Source organism: Rathayibacter sp. AC182 (assembly GCF_979253875.1).
Map to the genome: position 1 here is coordinate 181855 of NZ_CEEDEK010000002.1, position 16815 is coordinate 198669.

A 16815-nucleotide genomic window follows, 5' to 3' on the forward strand; every position below is an offset into this window, starting at 1 on the left:
GCTCGGTGTCGTCCCGATCCCGACGAACCGCAAGATGCAGCGCATCGACAACCCGGACCTCGTCTACAAGAACGAGCAGGTCAAGTTCGAGCAGGTCGTCGAGGACATCGTCGAGCGCCACGCGAAGGGCCAGCCCGTCCTCGTGGGCACCACGAGCGTCGAGAAGAGCGAGTACCTCTCGCGCCTGCTCGCCAAGAAGGGCGTGCGGCACGAGGTGCTGAACGCGAAGAACCACGCGCGGGAGGCGGCCATCGTCGCCCAGGCGGGTCGCCTCGGCGCCGTCACGGTCGCCACCAACATGGCCGGCCGCGGCACCGACGTCATGCTCGGCGGGAACGCCGAGTTCCTGGCCGTCGCCGAGATGACCGCCAAGGGCCTCAGCCCCGTCGACACTCCCGACGACTACGAGGCGGCGTGGGACGACGTCTTCAAGGGCGTCAAGGCGAAGGTCGCCGAGGAGGCCGAGAAGGTCCAGGCCGCCGGCGGCCTCTACGTCCTCGGCACCGAGCGCCACGAGTCGCGCCGCATCGACAACCAGCTTCGCGGCCGCTCCGGCCGTCAGGGCGACCCGGGGGAGAGCCGCTTCTACCTCTCGCTCACCGACGATCTCATGCGCCTGTTCAACTCCGGCGCGGCCGAGGCGCTCATGGGCCGCGGCAACGTCCCGGACGACATCGCCATCGAGTCGAAGGTCGTGTCGCGCGCCATCCGCAGCGCGCAGTCGCAGGTCGAGGCGCGCAACGCCGAGATCCGCAAGAACGTCCTCAAGTACGACGACGTCCTGAACCGCCAGCGCGAGGCGATCTACTCCGACCGCCGCCACATCCTCGAGGGCGACGACCTGCACGAGCGCACCCAGAAGTTCTTCGTCGACGTGATCGACGAGATCCTCGAGGTGCACACCGGCCAGGGCAACGGCGACGACTGGGACTTCGACGCCCTCTGACCGAGCTCAAGACCCTCTACCTGATCAGCCTCACGATCGACGAGGTCGTGCAGGAGGCGGGCAGCCGAGGGCGCATCGTCAGCGAGTTCATGCGCCGCGAGATCCTCTCGGACGCCAAGCTCGCCTACCAGCGCCGCGAGGACCAGCTGGGCCTGCCGGCCATGCGCGAGCCCGAGCGCCGCGTCGTGCTCTCGGTGATCGACCGCCGCTGGCGCGACCACCTCTACGAGATGGACTACCTCAAGGACGGCATCGGCCTGCGTGCCATGGCGAAGCGCGACCCGCTGGTCGAGTACCAGCGCGAGGGCTTCGCCCTGTTCCAGCAGATGATGGGGCAGATCCGCGAGGAGACCGTCGGCTTCCTGTTCAACCTGGAGGTCGAGGTGACGCAGAAGCAGGGCGAGGTCGCCGGAGTCGCGGCGAAGGGCTCGCCGAGCCCGCCCCGGTCGAGAAGCCGAGCTACTTCGGCTCCGAGCGACTCGGGCGGAGTCGAGGTGCGCGACCAGCGGCAAGGTGCAGCAGGCGGCTACCGCCAAGGCGCGCGCGGCCGAGGCCCGCGCGGCACTGCCCGAGGGCGAGGCCGAGGACGCGGCGACCACCGGCGCGTTCGGTCAGCAGACTCCGCCGGACGACGACACTCTGCCAACCGCCAGGAGCGCCGCGCGCAGTCCAAGCGCCGCTGAGGCCTCGCGCCGCAGGCCCCGTCCCCGCTCGTGCGGCGGGCGGGGCTCAGGTGTCTTCGGCGGTCGTCCTGAGCACGTTGACGGCGGTCGCACGCCACCGGGCGTCCATGCCCTCGAGACGGATGGCGACGGCGCGGGTGCGCACCGGGTTGTGCACGAGGATCACCGCTTCGACCACCTGTCGCGTGGCCTCGACATCACCACCCTCCCGACGGTGAACGGGATGTAGTGCGCCGGACGGCCCTGGAGGCCTGGCGCGCGGCCAGGACGACGCGCTTGTGCAGATGCCGGTAGACGTCGTCCGTCAGCCAGCGCGCGATCTGGTCGATGTCACGGGAGCCCGCGAGGATCTCGACGACCAGCAGGGTCAGGCTCGACAGGATCGGCCTGGATCGGGGAGCTGGCCCGCGTCGCCGGCTGGGCGGCGAAGAACACCGCCGTCGGGGTGGACGGGGTGAGGGGCTCCAGGGGGAGGGAGCGGTAGTCGAAGGCGTGCGAGGGGCGGCTCATGCGGAGTGCTCCGAGGTGGAACGGAGCGATCCATGGGTCGGGTCACCTTTCTGCTCGGGCGGTGCGGATCGCGCTCAGGGTCAGGCGCGAGGGGACGCCCCATCGAAGCAGTCGAGCGATGCTCACCTCCTGTGCCGACGCGCCACTGTGGATAACCAGGCGCGCAACGGCGCAGGTGCGGTGACCAGGAGCGCCCCGTGGGCCGGATCGAGACCACCGGCGCCCGGATGAGCCGCTCCCGTCGGCGTCCGCGCTCCTCGGCTCCGGTCGCCCGGGAGGCCGGCGGTCAGCACCCGGCCTCGATGGACCCGCTCGCGCATCCGCCGGGAGCGCCGCGCGCAGCACCCGGAGTCAGGCCGCGGCACTCGCACGAGCGCCGACACGAATCCGCCGGCGAAGGAGCTCGCCGAGGCCGATCGTGGTGGGCCTGGTCCGTCTCGGAGGACGAGGGCCGGAGGCAGGCAGGCGTCGCCGTCGGCCCCGACGAGCGCGCAGACCCGCTCACCGCCCGGCCGGACGGGCAGGCGCGACATCCGGTCGTAGTCCTCCACCGTGATCGCGTCGCCGAGGAGGGCGCGTGCTCGCCATCCGCACGCCACCCGCGAGGGCCTCCTCGATAGCGCTCGGCGCCGACCCCGACGGCGGCCGACCAGTGCCGGGTGTGCACGACGAGCACGGGACCCTCCCGGTCACGGGAGCCGAGTGCGGAGGAGGCGACGGAGAGGGCGGCGACCACCGCCTCCGGGTCGAGGAGGTCGAGGGGCCGCCCGAGCAGTGCCTGCAGCTCGTCCTCGTTCATGCTCACCACGTCCACGCGGCGCAGCAGAGCCGCCCGCGCCCGCTGCTGGAGCGCGGGCAGGTGGAACCCGGCGTCCTCGTAGATCACCACGGCGTCGCGCGGGAGCGCTCCGAGACGGCGGACGATCGTGCGCAGGCGCTCGTCGAGAACGGCCATGTCCTGGATGCTGTTGAATCCCGAGATCAGGAGCACCTGCGCGTCCGTCAGGACCTCGCCGAGCCCCTCGGCGATCCGCAGCTCCCGGTTCGGCGGGTCGTTCGAGACGATCACCCGGTTCGGATGCGGTAGCCCGAGCACGTCCGTCCCCAGCTCGCACCGTCGCTCCGCGCGGGAACTGCACGATGAGGTGCGGATCCGTGCCGTCCTCGACGGTCGCCCGAGACGGAGTCGTTGCCCGCCGGCAGGAGTCGGCGCACCTCGTCGTCGATGCTGACGAGGTGCTGGGTCGCCACGAGCCCGTGCACCGCGAGGGCGTAGCCGGCGCGGATCCCCGTGCCGCCGAGAGTGGTCCGGAAGGGGAACCGTCGCGCGACCTCCTCGACGATGCGGGAGGAGGAGGCGAATCTTCTCCTCCCGCACCGTCGGCGAGGAACGCGAGGATCGTGACGACCAGGTCCCGCTCGGAGGCGATCTCCGCGGTCCTGGGTCAGCTCGTCCCGGCGGATCCCGTAGTCGTCCACGAGCGCCTGGACGACGGAGTCGTCCCAGTCGATCTCGTAGTCGACGGTCCCGCCGAGGCCGAGCACGATCCTCTCGTTCACGCTGTCCTCCGGCCCAGTAGAGCGAGGCCTTGCCGGCGGAGCCGAACAGGTCGATCTTCTCGGCCGCGGTCTCCTTCATGGCGGCGATGGACGGCGGCTGGATGGTGTTGGGCTCGCGGACCGAGGGATCGAGCAGGACCTTGCGCGCATCCGCTTGTGGTACGCGGCCTTGATGTCGTGCAAGCCCGAGATGTTGATCTTGTTCACCCCGCGCTTCACCGACTCGGGCGATCTCGGCGTCCGGGTTGTTCGACCCGCCGTGCAGGACGAGCGGCACGGCGACCCGCTTCTTGATCTCGGCGAGGAGGCCGAGCTTGAGCGCCGGCTTCATCGAGGCCGGGTACAGCCCGTGGCTCGTGCCGATGGCGATGGCCAGGCTGTCGACCCCGGTCGACGCCACGAAGTCGACCGCTTCGTCCGGCTCGGTGTAGATGATGTTCGCGGCGCCGTCCTCCGCCTCGTTGTCGGTCTTGCCGATCGCGCCGAGCTCGCCCTCGACCGACACTCCCACCGCGTGCGCGGCGTCGACGACGCCGCGCGGTGATCGCCACGTTCTCGTCGTACGGCAGCATCGAGCCGTCGATCATGACGGAGGTGAAGCCCGACTTGATCGCGAGCAGCACCTGCTCGTAGGTCGCACCGTGGTCGAGGTGGATCGTGACGGGGACGCTGGAGCGGTGCGCGCGGGCGATGATCGAGTGCAGGATGTCCACTCCGGTGTGGCTGAGCTCATCGGGGTGGATCGCGATGAGCAGGGGCGACTCCTTCCTCGCTGATCTCCTCGAAGAGCCCGGTCATCATGGCGTCGTCGCCGGACGTTGAACGCCGGGACGGCGAACCCGTTCGCGTTCGCGACGTCCAGCAGATCTTTTCCGGATACAAGCATTCTCTGACAGTCCTTCTCGTGAGGGTGGCGATGGGTTCCGAGCGCGCGGTCGCGCGACTCAGCTCTTTGATCGGCCCCGGCGGTCATGCCGCCGATGAAGTACCGCTGGAAGAAGAGGAAGAGGAGGAGGACGGGAACGCATCCGAGGATGCTCATCGCCATCATCTCGTTCCACTCGTAGGAGTTCTGGCCCATGAGCAGCTGGATGCCGATGGGCACCGTGCGCATGTCGTCGGTCCTGGCGAGGGTGAGCGCGAAGAGGTACTCGTTCCACGCGATCATGAAGGCGGTAGATGCCGACCGAGACGATCCCGGGGATCGCGATCGGCACCAGGATCCGCCAGAGCACGGTCATGGGACCCGCTCCCGTCCATGCGCGCCGCCTCGTCGAGGTCGCGCGGGAGGGTGTTGAAGTAGCCGGTCAGCATGATGATCGCGTAGGGCAGGGTGAAGACCAGGTAGGTGAGGATCAGCCCCTGGGTAGGTGTTGTAGAGGCGCAGCGCTCACCATCAGCCCGGTGCCAACGGGATCAGCAGCGTGATAGGCGGCACCGCCTGGATGCTGACGATGACGACGTTGATCGGCCGCTTGAAGCGGAACTCGTACCGGCTGAACGCGTAGGAGGCCAGGATCGCGACGACGAGCGTCACGACGACGACCGCGAGTGCGACGACGTAGCTGTTGACGAAGAAGCGCACCTTGGTCGGATCGCCGAGGATCCCCGCGTAGGCCGAGAAGGAGAACGTGTCGGTGATGAGCCGGGGCGGGTACCTCGAAGATCTCGGTGTTCGATTTGGAACGAGCTCGCGGCCATCCAGAGGATGGGCAGCCCGGCGAAGGCGGCACCGATCAGGAGGAGTATCCAGACTCCGGCCTTGGCGGCGATCAGCTTCGGCGTGCGCACGGGCGGTCGCGGTGCGGTGGCGGTCACGTCAGTCCCTGGCTTTCTGGTTCCGGCACGTAGAAGACGGCGAGCACCATGGTGAGGAGGAGGATCAGGACGGCGCGCTGGCCGAGGCCACCGAGAACTCGTACCGGCCGAACGCGAGCTTGTAGGTGTGGGCGCCGAGCATCTCGGTCGCGTCGATCGGTCCGCCGCCCGCGGTCATCCAGATCAGGGCGAACTGCTGAGAGGTCCAGATGATGTCCAGGACCGACATGCTGATGATGATCGGCTTGAGCTGAGGGATGGTGACGTTCCAGAAGCGCCAGGAGCCTCGCTCCGTCGACCTTCGCCGCCTCGTAGAGGTCGTGCGGGATGCCCTGCAGTCCCGCCAGGAGCGTGATCATGTGCGAAAGGAGTAGCCCGCCCAGATGTTGATGAATCGTCACCGCGAGCAGCGCGGTCGCGGGGGAGGCGAGCCATTCGACACCCGTGTCGGTCAGCCCGAGCGAGATGAAGCGCGTAAAGCTGAGGACGCCGCCGGGGCCGAGCAGGAGCCGCCAGAGCACCGCGATGATCGCGACGGTGAAGAGCCACGGCAGCACGTAGACGACCTCGGAACAGCGACTTCGCCAGGGTCGGGACGAGCGGCGAGTTCAGCAGCATCGCGAACCCGAGTCCGAGGACGAGGGTAGCGCGACGCTCACGCCGACGAAGACGATGGTGTCGCCGGTGGCCGTGCGGAGCTTCTCGATCGCCGAGTACCTCGACGTAGTTCGCGATCCCGACGAACACGGGCTTCGGATTCGTGATCACGTTGTCGAAGAACGAGTAGCCGATCACCAGCAGCACCGGCACGAGCATGAGGACCAGCATCACGATCGCCGCGGGCGCGAGGTACAGGTACGGCGCGAGGCCGCGCAGGGACCGGCGCCCGGCCGGAGCGGGGCGGGCGCGCCCGGCGGCGGGACGCGGGGGAGTGCTCAGCAGGGAGACCACGGCGCTCCTCCCTTCTGTCTGCGGCAGTAGGGTGGTCGGTCGCCGCGGGGTGGGACCCCCGCGGCACGAATCGCGGGCCGGATGCGGCACGGCTCAGAACTCGCCGAGCCAGGCTTCCTCGGGACTTTCTCCAGCGCTTCGTCGACGCTCTGATCGCCGTTGTAGGGCTGCTTGCAGCTGCTCGGCGAACTCGCGCATCAGCTGCTCGGCGATGCGGGGAGCTCCGACGAACTCGCTCGCCGGGTAGCCGGCCGAGTAGATGTCGAACGCCTGCTGGTACAGCGGGTCGCTGTCCGAGAAGTCGGGCGTCGAGGCGGTGTTGCCGGGGAAGTAGGCGTTCGCCAGCGTCGACAGCTCGGAGTTGGTGTCGGCGCTCATCAGGAACGACACGAGCTTCGCGGCCTCGGCCGGGTGCTCGCTGCTGGCCGAGACCCCGATGCCCCAGGAGGCGTAGGGGATGCCGCGCTCGCCGTGCTGGAAGCCGTCCTCCGCCGGGATGGCGGAGATGCTGAACTTCAGGTCGGGGCTGGACTCCCGGATGGTGGCGATGTGCGAGAGGGAGTCGATCATCATGCCGACGCGTCCGTTCGTGAACTCCTCGACCTTGTCCTGCTCCTTCATCGTGGCGGCTCCCGGAGCCGATCACGCCCGCCTCGTCGAGGCCGGCGATGTACTCGATCGCGCTGGTGACGTCGGCGTTGGTCAGACCGGGCTTCCCGTCGGCCAGCATGCTCCTGCCGGAGGCCCAGACCCACGACACGATCGTTCTGGATGCCGTTGGGCGCATCGCTCGAGAGCGGCAGCACCCAGCCGCTCGTGGGTGCCGCCGAGGGCGGCAGATCGCCTTCGCCGCCGCTCTCGAACTCGCTCCGGGTCGACGGTGGAGCGGTGACGCCCGCCTTCGGCGAGGAGAGCGTCGTTGGTGAAGAGCGGGTAGACGAAGTTGACGACCGGGACCGGTGGCGGTCTTCCCGTCGACGACGACCGTCGAGGAGAGCTTCGCGCCTCGCCGAAGCCCGCGTCGGCGAGCGAGCGGGCTGAGATCCGCGAGAGCGCCCTGCTTGGCGAAGTCGTTGATCCACGCACCGTCCAGCCCCACGACGTCCGACACGGTGCCGGCGGCGGCTCCGGCGAAGAGCTGCTCCTTCGTCGAGGCGTAGGGGCCGCCCAGCAGGTCGACCGTGATGCCGGGGCCCGCCGCCTCGAACTCGTCCAGCGAGTCCGCGGAGGGCGCCGTCCGACAGCTCGGGCTCCCACCACTGCGCGAATTCGAGGGTCACGTCGCTCCCCGACCTCGGAGGCACCGCCGCCCTGGCTGCAGCCGGTGATCATCGTCGCGGCGAACGCCGCGCTGACGGTGAAGACGACGGGTTTTCCAGATGCGAGCACCTTTGCTCATGTCACTCCCGCAACTCTGCAGTTGTCTGCTGTTGCGTGCGCATTCATGCGCTTGTCTTCTGCGAAGGTAACCAGCGCCGCTAAGGAACGCAAGAACAAGCGCAGGAAACTCCTCGATGCGCCACAGATGCCGAGCAAAGGCGTGGACACCGCGGACGGGGCGCCCGAAGTTGCGTGTTCCCGCGCCCGGTGTTAGACAACCCCCATGCCCGACACCGACGACTCGTCCTTGGTCACCGACCAGCCCTCCGGCTCCCCGCCGGGAGGAAGGCCGGATCTGGCGGCGTACGTGGCAGAGAGCGGGAGAGGTGACCGTGGCCGCGCCTCGCCCGCCGGTTCTCGGTCTCGGCCGACACGGTGCGCCGCGATCTCGACCAGCTCGACGCCGACGGCTACCTCGTCCGCACCCACGGCGGTGCCGTCAGCCTGTCGGTGATGCCGGCGACGGAGAAGCGCCTCGACGTGCGCCTGAGTCTGCAGCGCGGGGCCAAGGAGCGGATCGGGCTCCCTGGCCGCCGGACTGGTCGACAACGGATCCGTCGTCATGATCAACGCCGGCAACGACGTCGCTCGCGGTCGTCCGGCACCTCCACGACCACCGCGAGCTGACGATCGCGACCAACAACCTGCGCGTCCCCGCCGAGATCGGGTCGAAGGTCTGCCGCGATCTGTTCGTGTTCGGAGGGGCCGTCCGGCTCGGCGGGCAGTCCACCGTCGGCCCCGCCGGCTTCGCGCACTCCGACTCCGGCAGCTCGGTCGACTCTCCACCGCGACATCGGCCTCATCTCGGTCGGCGCCGTCTTCCCCGGCCGAGAGCGGCTGCTCGACGAGCAACCTGGCCGAGGGCGTGATGATGAGCGAGATGATCGCGCGGTGCGAGCGCGTCGCGATCCTGGCCGACCAGACCAAGCTCGGCCGGACCCTCTTCGCGCAGGTGGCCGCGCTGGAGCGGGCGGACTACCTCGTCACGGATGCGCCTCCGCCGCCCGAGGCTCGCGGAGGCGCTCAGGGAGAAGGGCGTCCGCGTCGTCCTCCCCGCGACTCCCGCCGGCCGGGGGGCCTGACTCCCCGCGAGGACTCCGCGGGGCGTCGTCGCCACGGCTCGGATCCGCGGGCGGCGCAACGGCGGCGGCGGCCCCTCCAGACCGCCTCGGACGCCTCGACTCCGAGCGCCTAGGCTGGCCGTCGTGTCGACCCTCAGTGATCTCGTCCCCGCCCACGGCCGCTCCACGGACGCGGACGTCGAATGGCTCCACCTCCTGGTCGGCGACGCCCAGCTGCTCGCCGACCTGGCCTTCGCCGACATCGTGCTGCGGGGTAGCCCACCGCGGACGACAGCTTCGTCGCGGTCGCGCACGCGCGCGCCCTCCAGCGCGGCGACGCTGTTCTACCGCGACTTCGTCGGCCAGCGGATCAAGTCGGAGTGGCGCGCGCAGGTCGTCGAGGCGTTCGAGTCCGCGCGCATCGTCGACACCTCCGCTCCCGACTGGTTCGAGGAGACCCCGACCCGCGTGCGGGCCGTGCCGGTCATCCGCCGCCTGGGCGCGTCGAACCCCGAGACCACCGAGCGGCCGATCGCCGTCGTCACCCGCCACACGAACCTCAGCGAGACGCGCACCCCAGCCGTCAGGAGCTGACGTTCAACGACTGCGCGAACGACCTGTTCTCGATGATCGCGTCGGGCGACTTCCCGATCTGGGCGCTCCTCGACCGGCCCCCGCCGAGGCGCGCCGCGCGCTCCGACGGGCTCATCCGCCTCGACGTCGACGGCATCACGACGTTCGCGAGCCCCAACGCCCTCTCGGCGTTCAACCGCATCGGCTTCGTCGACGAGCTCGAGGGAGTCCCTCGCCGAGGTGACGACCGGCCTCATCCAGGGGAAGCTCGTCATCGACGAGTCCCTGCCCCTCGTCGTCACCGGGCGCGCGCCGTGGCGCACCGACATCGAGGCCCGCGGAGTGACGGTGGCTGCGCGCCATCCTCATCCGCGATCGCGGCGAGCGGGTCGGTGCCGTCGTCCTCTGCCGCGACGTCACCGAGCTGCGCCACCAGGAGCGCGAGCTCATCACCAAGGACGCGACGATCCGCGAGATCCACCACCGGGTCAAGAACAACCTGCAGACCGTCGCGTCGCTGCTGCGGATCCAGGCGCGCCGGACCCACTCCGATCTCGCACGCGAGGCGCTCACGCAGGCCTGCGCCGCGTCGCCGCCATCGCCGTCGTGCACGACACCCTGTCGGAGGGTCTCAACCAGGACGTCGACTTCGACGCGGTGTTCGACCGCGTCCTGATGCTCATCGCCGAGGTCGCCTCGACGCACAACACGACCGTGCACCCCAAGCTCAGCGGGAGCTTCGGCAACCTGCCGAGCGAGTACGCGACTCGCTCGCCCTGGCGCTGACAGAGCTTCGTCACGAACGCGGTCGAGCACGGTCTCGCCGGACGCGAGGGCGACGTCGAGATCGTCGCGACGCGCAACGACGACGTGCTCACGGTCAAGGTCCGCGACACGGGGGTGGGCCTGCCCGAGGGGGAAGGTGGGCTCGGGCCTCGGCACGCAGATCGTGCGCACCCTCATCCAGGGCGAGCTCGGCGGCACGATCGACTGGCACGCTGGTCGGCCGCGGCACCGAGGTCACGATCGAGGTGCCGCTGCGCTGGCTGGCCCGCTCCCGCGACTGACGCGTCGGCCCGGGAAGCAGCGACCCCCGTCGCCAGGGGCGAGCGGGGGTCGGGAGCTGCGGGCCGCCGGGCGGCCGGGGCGCCCAGGAGGCGCGGCGGGCGCGGGCGGCGCGGCGCTTGAGGGCGCGGCGCTCGTCCTCGCTGAGGCCGCCCCACACGCCCGAGTCCTGTCCGGTCTCGAGCGCGTACTGGAGGCAGACCTCGGTGACGGTGCACCGGGCGCACACCGACTTCGCCTTCTCGATCTGGTCGACCGCGGGTCCGGTGTTCCCGACGGGGAAGAAAAGCTCGGGGTCAGCGGTGAGGCAAGCGGCCTTGTCGCGCCAGTCCATGCAGGTGCTCCTTGTGGGAAGGCGTGCGTGGAGGAACCACGCAGTGTTCGGGTGAATGATCGAGTCACGCCGACGATCGACCTCGGAGGCGGACGGCACGAGCGCACTCACCGGCGCACGCCACGAGGCCTCACGCGGCTGCGCAAGGCGGTTCGGGGGTGGTGGACGGGGTGGCGCTCGATTCATCCGGACGAGCTCACCCGTGTCGCGATCGGGCCTCGCGGCTCGACAGGATCGGGTTGTTCACATCTGCGGAAACCCACGACCCTGTGAGCGGTGAAACGAACTCAAGTAGCCTCTCATGGTGGCTCACCCGAATCAAGAGTCCTGGATGGGATGTGGCTGTGATCACTGATGGGAACGGCACTCCGACCGGCTCGAAGAGCGCTGGGCGTCCTCTCGGGCTCCTGGTGCTCATCGCGATCCTCGGCCTCGAGACGCTCGCGGTCGCTCTGCTCGGGGTGGCTCCTGCTCGAGCTGCTCACCACCCGTCCGGACGCCGCCGGGCGGCGGCATCGCCATCGTGGTGCTCGGTCTGATCGCCCTGGGCTGGGCCGCGGCGACCACCCTCGGTGCGATCCGCCGACGCAGCTGGATGCGCGGCTCCGCCCTGACGATGCAGCTCGTGCAGATGGCCGTCGCGCTCGGCGCCTTCCAGGGGCAGTACGCCGCACCCGACATCGGCTGGGCGCTGCTGGCTCCCGCCCTCGCCGCCACCGCGATGATCTTTCCTCCCGAGCGTCGTGGCCGCGACCCGCCGCGACCCCGCCTAGCGCCGGGCGCCCGGCGGTGTCAGGCTGAGGAGTCCTGTCCCCGACACGAAGGCTCCTCCATGCAGCACACCCGACTCGGCTCCAGCGGTCTCCAGGTCTCCTCCATCATCCTCGGCTGCGATGAGCTACGGCGTCTCGGACCGGGGGGCGCACGCCTGAGCATGGGCGAGGAGGAGTCGCGGCCCTTCCTGCGCCGCGCGCTCGAGCTCGGCATCACGACCTTCGACACGGCGGACATCTACTCCGACGGCACGAGCGAGGAGATCGTCGGGCGCGCGCTCGCCGACTTCGCGGTCCGCGAGGAGGTCGTCATCGCCACGAAGGTCCACGGACGGATGCGCCCGGGCCCAACGGCGGTGGACTCTCGCGTCGGCACATCCTGAGCGCGATCGACGACAGCCTGCGCCGGCTCGGCACCGACTACGTCGACCTCTACCAGATCCACCGCTGGGACCCCAAGACGCCCATCGAGGAGACGATGGAGACGCTCCACGACGTCGTGCGCTCGGGCAAGGCGCGCTACATCGGTGCCTCCGAGCATGTGGGCATGGCAGTTCGCGAAGGCCCAGTACACGGCCGACCTCGGCGGCTGGACGCGCTTCGTGTCGATGCAGGACCAGTACAACCTGATCCAGCGCGAGGACGAGCGCGAGCTGCACCCGTTCTGCGTGGACCAGGGCGTCGGTGTGATCCCGTGGTCGCCGCTCGCCCGCGGTCGTCTGACCCGCGACTGGGACGAGACGACCGGGCGCACCGAGACGGACCTGTACGGCAAGACGCTCTACCACCAGCAGGAGGAGGCGGACCGGGCGACGGCCGCCACCGTCGCCCGGATCGCCGAGGAGCGCGGCGTGCCCCGAGCTCAGGTCGCCCTCGCCTGCGGCGGCAGCAGGAGGCCATACGGCGCCCATCGTCGGAGCGACGAAGATGCACCACCCGAGGACGCGGTGGCCTCGGTCGAGCCCGAGCTGACCGCCGACGAGCTGACGGCGCTCGGCGCCGACTACGCCCCGCGCTTCAACGAGGGCTTCTGACGGCCGAGCGCCCGACGGCCGACCGTCACACGAGCTTGAGCTTCTTGCGCAGCGCCTGCACGTGGCCCGTCGCGCGCACGTTGTACTGCGCGAACTCGAGCTCGCCCTCGGGGCTCCACCACGAAGGTCGAGCGCAGCACGCCGACGACGGTCTTGCCGTAGGAGTTCTTCTCGCCCCAGACGCCGTAGGCGCGGTGGACGGCCATGTCGGGATCGCTCAGCAGCGGGTAGTCCAGGTGCTGCTCGTCCGCCCAGCGGCGCAGCGCCTCCGGGGTGTCCCGTGAGATCCCGAGGACCTCGTAGCCGTGCGAGCGGAGCGACGACACGCTGTCGCGGAAGTCGCACGCCTCGGTGGTGCAGCCGGGGGTGTCCGCTTGCGGGTAGAAGAAGAGGATCACGCGCGTGCCGCGGAGGTCGGCCAGGGCGACGGGCTTCCCGTCCTGGTCGGGGAGGGTGACGTCGGGAGCGGTGGCCGCCGACGGCGAGCCTCGCGTCGGCGGGGATCGGGGAGAGTGCGTGCCGGTCATCGTCTGCTTCCGTCGGAGGGGGCGAAGGTGGTCAGAGCCGCTGCAGCGAGTCGAGGCGCTCGGGACCGCTCGCGCCGAGCAGGCCCTTCTCGACGGCCTCGACGATCGCGCAGTCGGGGAGTCCGGGAGGTGCGTGCAGCCGCGAGGGCAGTCCTCGGCCAGGACGGCGAGGGTGGTGAAGGCCCCGAGGATGTTGTCGGTGTTCACGTGGCCGAGTCCGAACGAGCGGACACCGGGGGTGTCGATCACCCAGCCGCGCCGGTCGCCGCGCTCCACGCGGAGCGAGACGGTGGAGGAGGACTGTGGCGGCCCTGTCCGGTCACCGTGTTCACGTGGCCGGTGGCGCGGTGCGCATCCGGGACCAGCTTGTTCACGAGCGTGGACTTGCCGACGCCGGAGTGGCCCACGACGACCGTCTCGTGGCCGAGCAGCGCCTCGGCGATCTCGTCGACCGGGGCTCGTCTGGCTCCGAGAGGAACACGCGCAGGTCCAGGCCCTCGAAGTTCTTCAGGAACGGGGCGGGGTCGGCCAGGTCGGTCTTGGTGATGCAGAGCATCGGCGTGATGCCGGCGTCGAACGCGGCGACGAGGTAGCGGTCGACGAGCCTCGTGCGCGGCTCGGGGTCGGCGGCGGCGACGACGCAGAGCATCTGGTCCGCGTTCGCGACGATGACGCGCTCGATCGCGTCGGTGTCGTCGGCGCTGCGGCGCAGCAGCGTCGAGCGCTCGCGGATCCGCACGATCCGGGCGAGGGTGCCCTCGTCGCCCGTGGTGTCGCCGACGACGTCCACCCGGTCGCCCGCGACGATCGCCTGGCGGCGGAGCTCCCGAGCCCTGGCCGCGGTGAACTCGTGCTCCTCCGGGGTGCCGTCGCCGATCATCACCGTGTAGCGGCCGCGATCGACGCCCAGGACCATCGCGATCTCGGCGTCCTCGTAGCTGGGCCGGTTCTTGGTCCGCGGCTTGGTGCCCTTGGGGTTCGGCCGGACCCGCGCATCCGATTCGTCGTAGCCGTCGAAGTCGTCGAGCACTCCGTCGGCGTCCAGGCCGCTGTCGGTCCACCAGGACACGGCTAGACCGATCCCGCCAGTGCGCGCCACAGCTCGGGGAACTGCGGGAGGGTCTTCGACGTCGTCGCGATGTCCTCGATCGCCACTCCGGGCACGACCAGTCCGATGATCGCTCCGGCGTGGGCCATGCGGTGGTCGGAGTAGGTGCGCCAGCGACCGCCGTGGAGCGGGGCGGGCTCGATCCGCAGGCCGTCCTCGAGCTCGGTGACGGAGCCGCCGAGGCCGGTGATCTCGGCCGCGAGGGCGGCGAGGCGGTCGGTCTCGTGGTGCCGGATGTGACCGATGCCGGTGAGCGTGCTCGGAGTCGAGGCGAGTGCGGCCAGTGCGGCCAGGGCCGGAGCGAGCTCGCCCTCCGACAGGTCGAGGTCGACTCCGAGGATCTCGGCGCCGCCCGTGACGACGAGATCGCCGCCGTCCTGCGCGACGCTCGCACCGAACAGGGGGAGGAAGCGCTCGAGGTGGGCGCCGACCTGCGTCGTGGTCTCGGGCCAGTTGCGCAGCCGCACCCGCCGCCGGTCACGAGGGCCGCGGCGAGGAAGGGCGCGGCGTTGGAGAGGTCGGGCTCGAGCAGGACGTCGGCACCGAGATCTGCTGGGGCTCGACCGTCCACTCGCCGGGAGCGGGGTGCCGACGACGACGCCGCGCGCCGCGAGGGACGCGATCGTCATGTCGATGTGCGGCTGGCTGGGGAGGCGGTCGCCGACGTGGCGCAGGTGCAGGCCCTCGTCGAAGCGGGCGCCCGCGAGCAGCAGCGCCGAGACGAACTGGCTCGAGCGGGAGGCGTCGACCGTGACGTCGCCGCCGCGCACCGAGCCGGAGCCGTGCACCGTGAAGGGGAGGGAGCCCGGCCGTCGTCGGCCACATCGACACCGAGGAGCGGAGGGACGCGATCGTCGCGCCCATCGGCCGCTTGTAGGCGTACGCGTCGCCGTCGAAGGTGGTCGGACCCAGCGCCAGTCCCGCCAGCGGCGGGACGAAGCGCATGACCGTGCCCGCGAGTCCGCAGTCGATCGTCGTGGAGCCCAGCAGCTCGTCGGCGGGATCGACGACGAGGTCGGCGCCGCACGCGCCGGTCGCGCCCGACTCGCTCACTCCGGTGCCGAGCGAGCGGAGCGCCTCGATCATCAGTGCGCTGTCGCGGGAGTGCAGCGGTGCGCGGAGCGTCGACGGAGCCGAGGCGAGCGCCGACAGCACGAGCTCGCGGTTCGTCAGCGACTTGGAGCCGGGGAGCTCGACGACCGCGTCGAGCGCACCGGGTGCCGTGGGCGCCGACCAGTCGTCCTCTCCGGGGAGCGCGCGGCGTCGCCGTACGGATCGAACTCGGGAGCGAATAACGCGAGAAGACCATCGGTTATCAGGATAGTCGGCAGCGGAGGAACGGAGGCGGAGCATGGCGTCAGCATCAGCGGAAGCGGTCCTCGAGCGTCCCCCGCGACTCCCGAGCGCAGTGGCAACCCCGGTGCTCGCGAGCCCCCGCGGCTTAGGATCGCTTGTGATGACACGCGACGACACCACACGCCCCCGCACCGCCGCCGAGGCGCCGGCGCCCGACGAGGCGGAGCAGACGATCGAGGAGACCGTCGAGGAGTCCCTCGACGACGCCGCGATCGTCGAGCCCGACGCCCCCGTCGATCTCCGCGCGCTCTTCGAGCAGCAGGTCTCCCCTTCATCGACCAGCTCTACGCGGCCGGTCTGCGGATGACGAAGAACCCCTCGACGCCCAGGACCTCGTCCAGGAGACGTTCGCCAAGGCTTTCGAGCGTTCCGCCAGTTCGAGCAGGGCACGAACCTCAAGGCGTGGCTCTACCGGATCCTCACCAACACCTTCATCAACTCGTACCGCAAGAAGCAGCGCGAGCCGTACCAGAGCGCCATCGACGAGCTCGAGGACTGGCAGCTGGGCGGCGCCGAGTCGACGACCGCCACCTCCAGCCGCTCGGCCGAGGCCGAGGCGATCGACCACCTCCCCGACACCGCCGTCAAGGAGGCCCTGCAGGCGATCCCGGAGGACTTCCGGCTCGCCGTGTATTTCGCCGACGTCGAGGGATTCTCCTACCAGGAGATCGCGGACATCATGAAGACCCCCGTCGGGACCGTCATGAGCCGGCTGCACCGCGGCCGCCGCATGCTGCGCGAACGACTCACCGACTACGCACGCGAGCGCGGGTTCCGCGCCGCTTCACTTCCGGGAGCACGAAATGACCGACTGCGGTTGCACCAAGGCGAAGGCAGAACTCGAGGAGTACCTGCACAACGAGCTGTGCAGAGGAGGACGCCGCCGACATCCGCGAGCACATGGCGAACTGCCCGGACTGCTCCGGCGAGGCGAAGGTCGGCGTCGTGCTGACCGTCGCGGTCCAGCGCGCGTGCAAGGAGACGGCGCCGGAGGACCTCCGCGCCCAGGTGCTCGGCATGCTGCGCGACGCGCAGGCGACGGCACTCGACGGCGTCCGTCAGCGTAGCCGGCACCCTCCAGGCCGGCGCGCTCGCGCGTCCGGCGCGGAAAGACGTTTCCGCTGGGCTCGCCGCCC

22 protein-coding genes and 9 pseudogenes are annotated in these 16815 nt (G+C 70.4%); 13 read left to right on the forward strand and 18 right to left on the reverse strand.

All coding sequences use genetic code 11. From position 1 onward, the window contains the following. The first annotated feature begins 34 nt into the window (after positions 1 to 34). The gene (locus AC0CII_RS01865; protein ID WP_465228603.1) at positions 35 to 946 is read left to right on the forward strand and encodes a preprotein translocase subunit SecA; all 912 of its coding nucleotides are present in this window, start codon (positions 35 to 37) and stop codon (positions 944 to 946) included. 47 nt (positions 947 to 993) lie between these two features. After that, positions 994 to 1629, forward strand: coding sequence for a hypothetical protein (locus AC0CII_RS01870; RefSeq protein WP_465228520.1), 636 nt, complete (start codon positions 994 to 996; stop codon positions 1627 to 1629). A 46-nt stretch (positions 1630 to 1675) separates the two neighbouring features. Here the strand turns inward: AC0CII_RS01870 and AC0CII_RS01875 are convergent, their stop codons facing one another. The 12 genes and pseudogenes from AC0CII_RS01875 to AC0CII_RS01930 all read right to left on the reverse strand — a co-directional run. Next, the gene (locus AC0CII_RS01875) at positions 1676 to 1795 is read right to left on the reverse strand and encodes an Rv3235 family protein (protein ID WP_465228521.1); all 120 of its coding nucleotides are present in this window, start codon (positions 1793 to 1795) and stop codon (positions 1676 to 1678) included. Between the two features lie 31 nt (positions 1796 to 1826). After that, positions 1827 to 2012, reverse strand: coding sequence for an Rv3235 family protein (locus tag AC0CII_RS01880; RefSeq protein ID WP_465228604.1), 186 nt, complete (start codon positions 2010 to 2012; stop codon positions 1827 to 1829). Beyond that, positions 1960 to 2139 (reverse strand): hypothetical protein, encoded by a 180-nt coding sequence (locus AC0CII_RS01885; RefSeq protein ID WP_465228522.1) that lies wholly within the window; start codon positions 2137 to 2139, stop codon positions 1960 to 1962. The genes AC0CII_RS01880 and AC0CII_RS01885 overlap by 53 nt, the downstream gene beginning before the upstream one ends. Before the next feature lie 286 nt (positions 2140 to 2425). Beyond that, entirely contained in the window at positions 2426 to 3517 is a 1092-nt protein-coding gene (locus AC0CII_RS01890; protein WP_465228605.1) for an ADP-dependent glucokinase/phosphofructokinase, read from the reverse strand. A 222-nt stretch (positions 3518 to 3739) separates the two neighbouring features. Continuing rightward, positions 3740 to 4219 (reverse strand): annotated as a pseudogene (locus tag AC0CII_RS01895) (class II fructose-bisphosphate aldolase); the annotation flags it as partial. Positions 4220 to 4292: 73 nt separating this feature from the next. Continuing rightward, positions 4293 to 4412, reverse strand: a pseudogene (locus AC0CII_RS01900) (class II fructose-bisphosphate aldolase); the annotation flags it as partial. 231 nt (positions 4413 to 4643) lie between these two features. After that, the gene (locus tag AC0CII_RS01905) at positions 4644 to 4940 is read right to left on the reverse strand and encodes a hypothetical protein (RefSeq protein WP_465228523.1); all 297 of its coding nucleotides are present in this window, start codon (positions 4938 to 4940) and stop codon (positions 4644 to 4646) included. 155 nt (positions 4941 to 5095) lie between these two features. After that, on the reverse strand, positions 5096 to 5284 hold the full coding sequence (locus tag AC0CII_RS01910; protein ID WP_465228524.1) for a hypothetical protein: 189 nt from the start codon (positions 5282 to 5284) through the stop codon (positions 5096 to 5098). A gap of 297 nt (positions 5285 to 5581) precedes the next feature. Next, a complete protein-coding gene (locus AC0CII_RS01915) occupies positions 5582 to 5746 on the reverse strand; it encodes a hypothetical protein (protein WP_465228525.1) in 165 nt (54 codons plus the stop codon). After that, entirely contained in the window at positions 5701 to 6468 is a 768-nt protein-coding gene (locus AC0CII_RS01920; protein WP_465228526.1) for a hypothetical protein, read from the reverse strand. Before AC0CII_RS01920 ends, AC0CII_RS01915 begins: the two co-directional genes overlap by 46 nt. A gap of 93 nt (positions 6469 to 6561) precedes the next feature. Next, positions 6562 to 7089 (reverse strand): extracellular solute-binding protein, encoded by a 528-nt coding sequence (locus AC0CII_RS01925; RefSeq protein ID WP_465228527.1) that lies wholly within the window; start codon positions 7087 to 7089, stop codon positions 6562 to 6564. Between the two features lie 454 nt (positions 7090 to 7543). Continuing rightward, positions 7544 to 7684: pseudogene (locus AC0CII_RS01930) on the reverse strand (sugar ABC transporter substrate-binding protein); the annotation flags it as partial. Positions 7685 to 7792: 108 nt separating this feature from the next. Between AC0CII_RS01930 and AC0CII_RS01935 the strand changes: the two are divergent. From AC0CII_RS01935 to AC0CII_RS01950, 4 genes are all read left to right on the forward strand, one after another. After that, the gene (locus AC0CII_RS01935) at positions 7793 to 8062 is read left to right on the forward strand and encodes a hypothetical protein (protein ID WP_465228528.1); all 270 of its coding nucleotides are present in this window, start codon (positions 7793 to 7795) and stop codon (positions 8060 to 8062) included. A gap of 161 nt (positions 8063 to 8223) precedes the next feature. Then, positions 8224 to 8475 carry a DeoR family transcriptional regulator gene (locus tag AC0CII_RS01940; RefSeq protein WP_465228529.1) on the forward strand — a complete coding sequence of 84 codons (252 nt, stop codon included), beginning with the start codon at positions 8224 to 8226 and terminating at the stop codon, positions 8473 to 8475. Next, complete coding sequence (locus tag AC0CII_RS01945; protein ID WP_465228530.1) at positions 8411 to 9043, forward strand: hypothetical protein; 633 nt, start codon at positions 8411 to 8413, stop codon at positions 9041 to 9043. The genes AC0CII_RS01940 and AC0CII_RS01945 overlap by 65 nt, the downstream gene beginning before the upstream one ends. A gap of 10 nt (positions 9044 to 9053) precedes the next feature. Continuing rightward, positions 9054 to 9503, forward strand: a complete 450-nt coding sequence (locus AC0CII_RS01950; RefSeq protein ID WP_465228531.1) for a histidine kinase N-terminal domain-containing protein — start codon at positions 9054 to 9056, stop codon at positions 9501 to 9503. Here AC0CII_RS01950 and AC0CII_RS01955 read toward each other — a convergent pair. Then, a complete protein-coding gene (locus tag AC0CII_RS01955) occupies positions 9493 to 9684 on the reverse strand; it encodes a hypothetical protein (protein WP_465228532.1) in 192 nt (63 codons plus the stop codon). The two genes, AC0CII_RS01950 and AC0CII_RS01955, sit on opposite strands and share 11 nt — an antisense overlap. Before the next feature lie 38 nt (positions 9685 to 9722). Between AC0CII_RS01955 and AC0CII_RS01960 the strand changes: the two genes are divergently transcribed. Both AC0CII_RS01960 and AC0CII_RS01965 read left to right on the forward strand, forming a co-directional pair. Next, entirely contained in the window at positions 9723 to 10268 is a 546-nt protein-coding gene (locus tag AC0CII_RS01960; protein WP_465228533.1) for a hypothetical protein, read from the forward strand. A gap of 60 nt (positions 10269 to 10328) precedes the next feature. Beyond that, positions 10329 to 10670: a hypothetical protein gene (locus tag AC0CII_RS01965; RefSeq protein ID WP_465228606.1), complete on the forward strand. Its 342-nt coding sequence runs from the start codon at positions 10329 to 10331 to the stop codon at positions 10668 to 10670. On the opposite strand, the pseudogene AC0CII_RS01970 reads toward AC0CII_RS01965, so the two are convergent. Then, a pseudogene (locus AC0CII_RS01970) lies at positions 10636 to 10881 on the reverse strand (WhiB family transcriptional regulator); the annotation flags it as partial. The gene AC0CII_RS01965 and the pseudogene AC0CII_RS01970 sit on opposite strands and share 35 nt — an antisense overlap. 344 nt (positions 10882 to 11225) lie before the next feature. On the opposite strand from AC0CII_RS01970, the gene AC0CII_RS01975 reads away from it, so the two are divergent. The 3 genes and pseudogenes from AC0CII_RS01975 (at position 11226) to AC0CII_RS01985 (ending at position 12688) form a co-directional block, all read left to right on the forward strand. Next, the gene (locus AC0CII_RS01975) at positions 11226 to 11420 is read left to right on the forward strand and encodes a hypothetical protein (protein WP_465228534.1); all 195 of its coding nucleotides are present in this window, start codon (positions 11226 to 11228) and stop codon (positions 11418 to 11420) included. A 395-nt stretch (positions 11421 to 11815) separates the two neighbouring features. Beyond that, positions 11816 to 12135, forward strand: a pseudogene (locus AC0CII_RS01980) (aldo/keto reductase); the annotation flags it as partial. Positions 12136 to 12193: 58 nt separating this feature from the next. Continuing rightward, positions 12194 to 12688: an aldo/keto reductase gene (locus AC0CII_RS01985; RefSeq protein WP_465228535.1), complete on the forward strand. Its 495-nt coding sequence runs from the start codon at positions 12194 to 12196 to the stop codon at positions 12686 to 12688. A gap of 25 nt (positions 12689 to 12713) precedes the next feature. On the opposite strand, the pseudogene bcp reads toward AC0CII_RS01985, so the two are convergent. The 4 genes and pseudogenes from bcp to AC0CII_RS02005 form a co-directional block, all read right to left on the reverse strand. Continuing rightward, positions 12714 to 13215, reverse strand: a pseudogene (gene bcp / locus AC0CII_RS01990) (thioredoxin-dependent thiol peroxidase). Positions 13216 to 13246: 31 nt separating this feature from the next. Further along, positions 13247 to 14284, reverse strand: a pseudogene (gene rsgA, locus AC0CII_RS01995) (ribosome small subunit-dependent GTPase A). A 2-nt stretch (positions 14285 to 14286) separates the two neighbouring features. After that, on the reverse strand, positions 14287 to 15111 hold the full coding sequence (locus tag AC0CII_RS02000) for a 3-phosphoshikimate 1-carboxyvinyltransferase (protein WP_465228536.1): 825 nt from the start codon (positions 15109 to 15111) through the stop codon (positions 14287 to 14289). A gap of 106 nt (positions 15112 to 15217) precedes the next feature. Beyond that, a pseudogene (locus AC0CII_RS02005) lies at positions 15218 to 15676 on the reverse strand (hypothetical protein); the annotation flags it as partial. Positions 15677 to 15779: 103 nt separating this feature from the next. Here AC0CII_RS02005 and AC0CII_RS02010 point away from each other — a divergent pair. Together AC0CII_RS02010 and AC0CII_RS02015 are read left to right on the forward strand one after the other, a co-directional pair. Then, positions 15780 to 16460 (forward strand): annotated as a pseudogene (locus tag AC0CII_RS02010) (sigma-70 family RNA polymerase sigma factor); the annotation flags it as partial. 22 nt (positions 16461 to 16482) lie between these two features. Then, positions 16483 to 16746, forward strand: a complete 264-nt coding sequence (locus tag AC0CII_RS02015; protein ID WP_465228619.1) for a hypothetical protein — start codon at positions 16483 to 16485, stop codon at positions 16744 to 16746. Positions 16747 to 16815 lie beyond the last annotated feature (69 nt).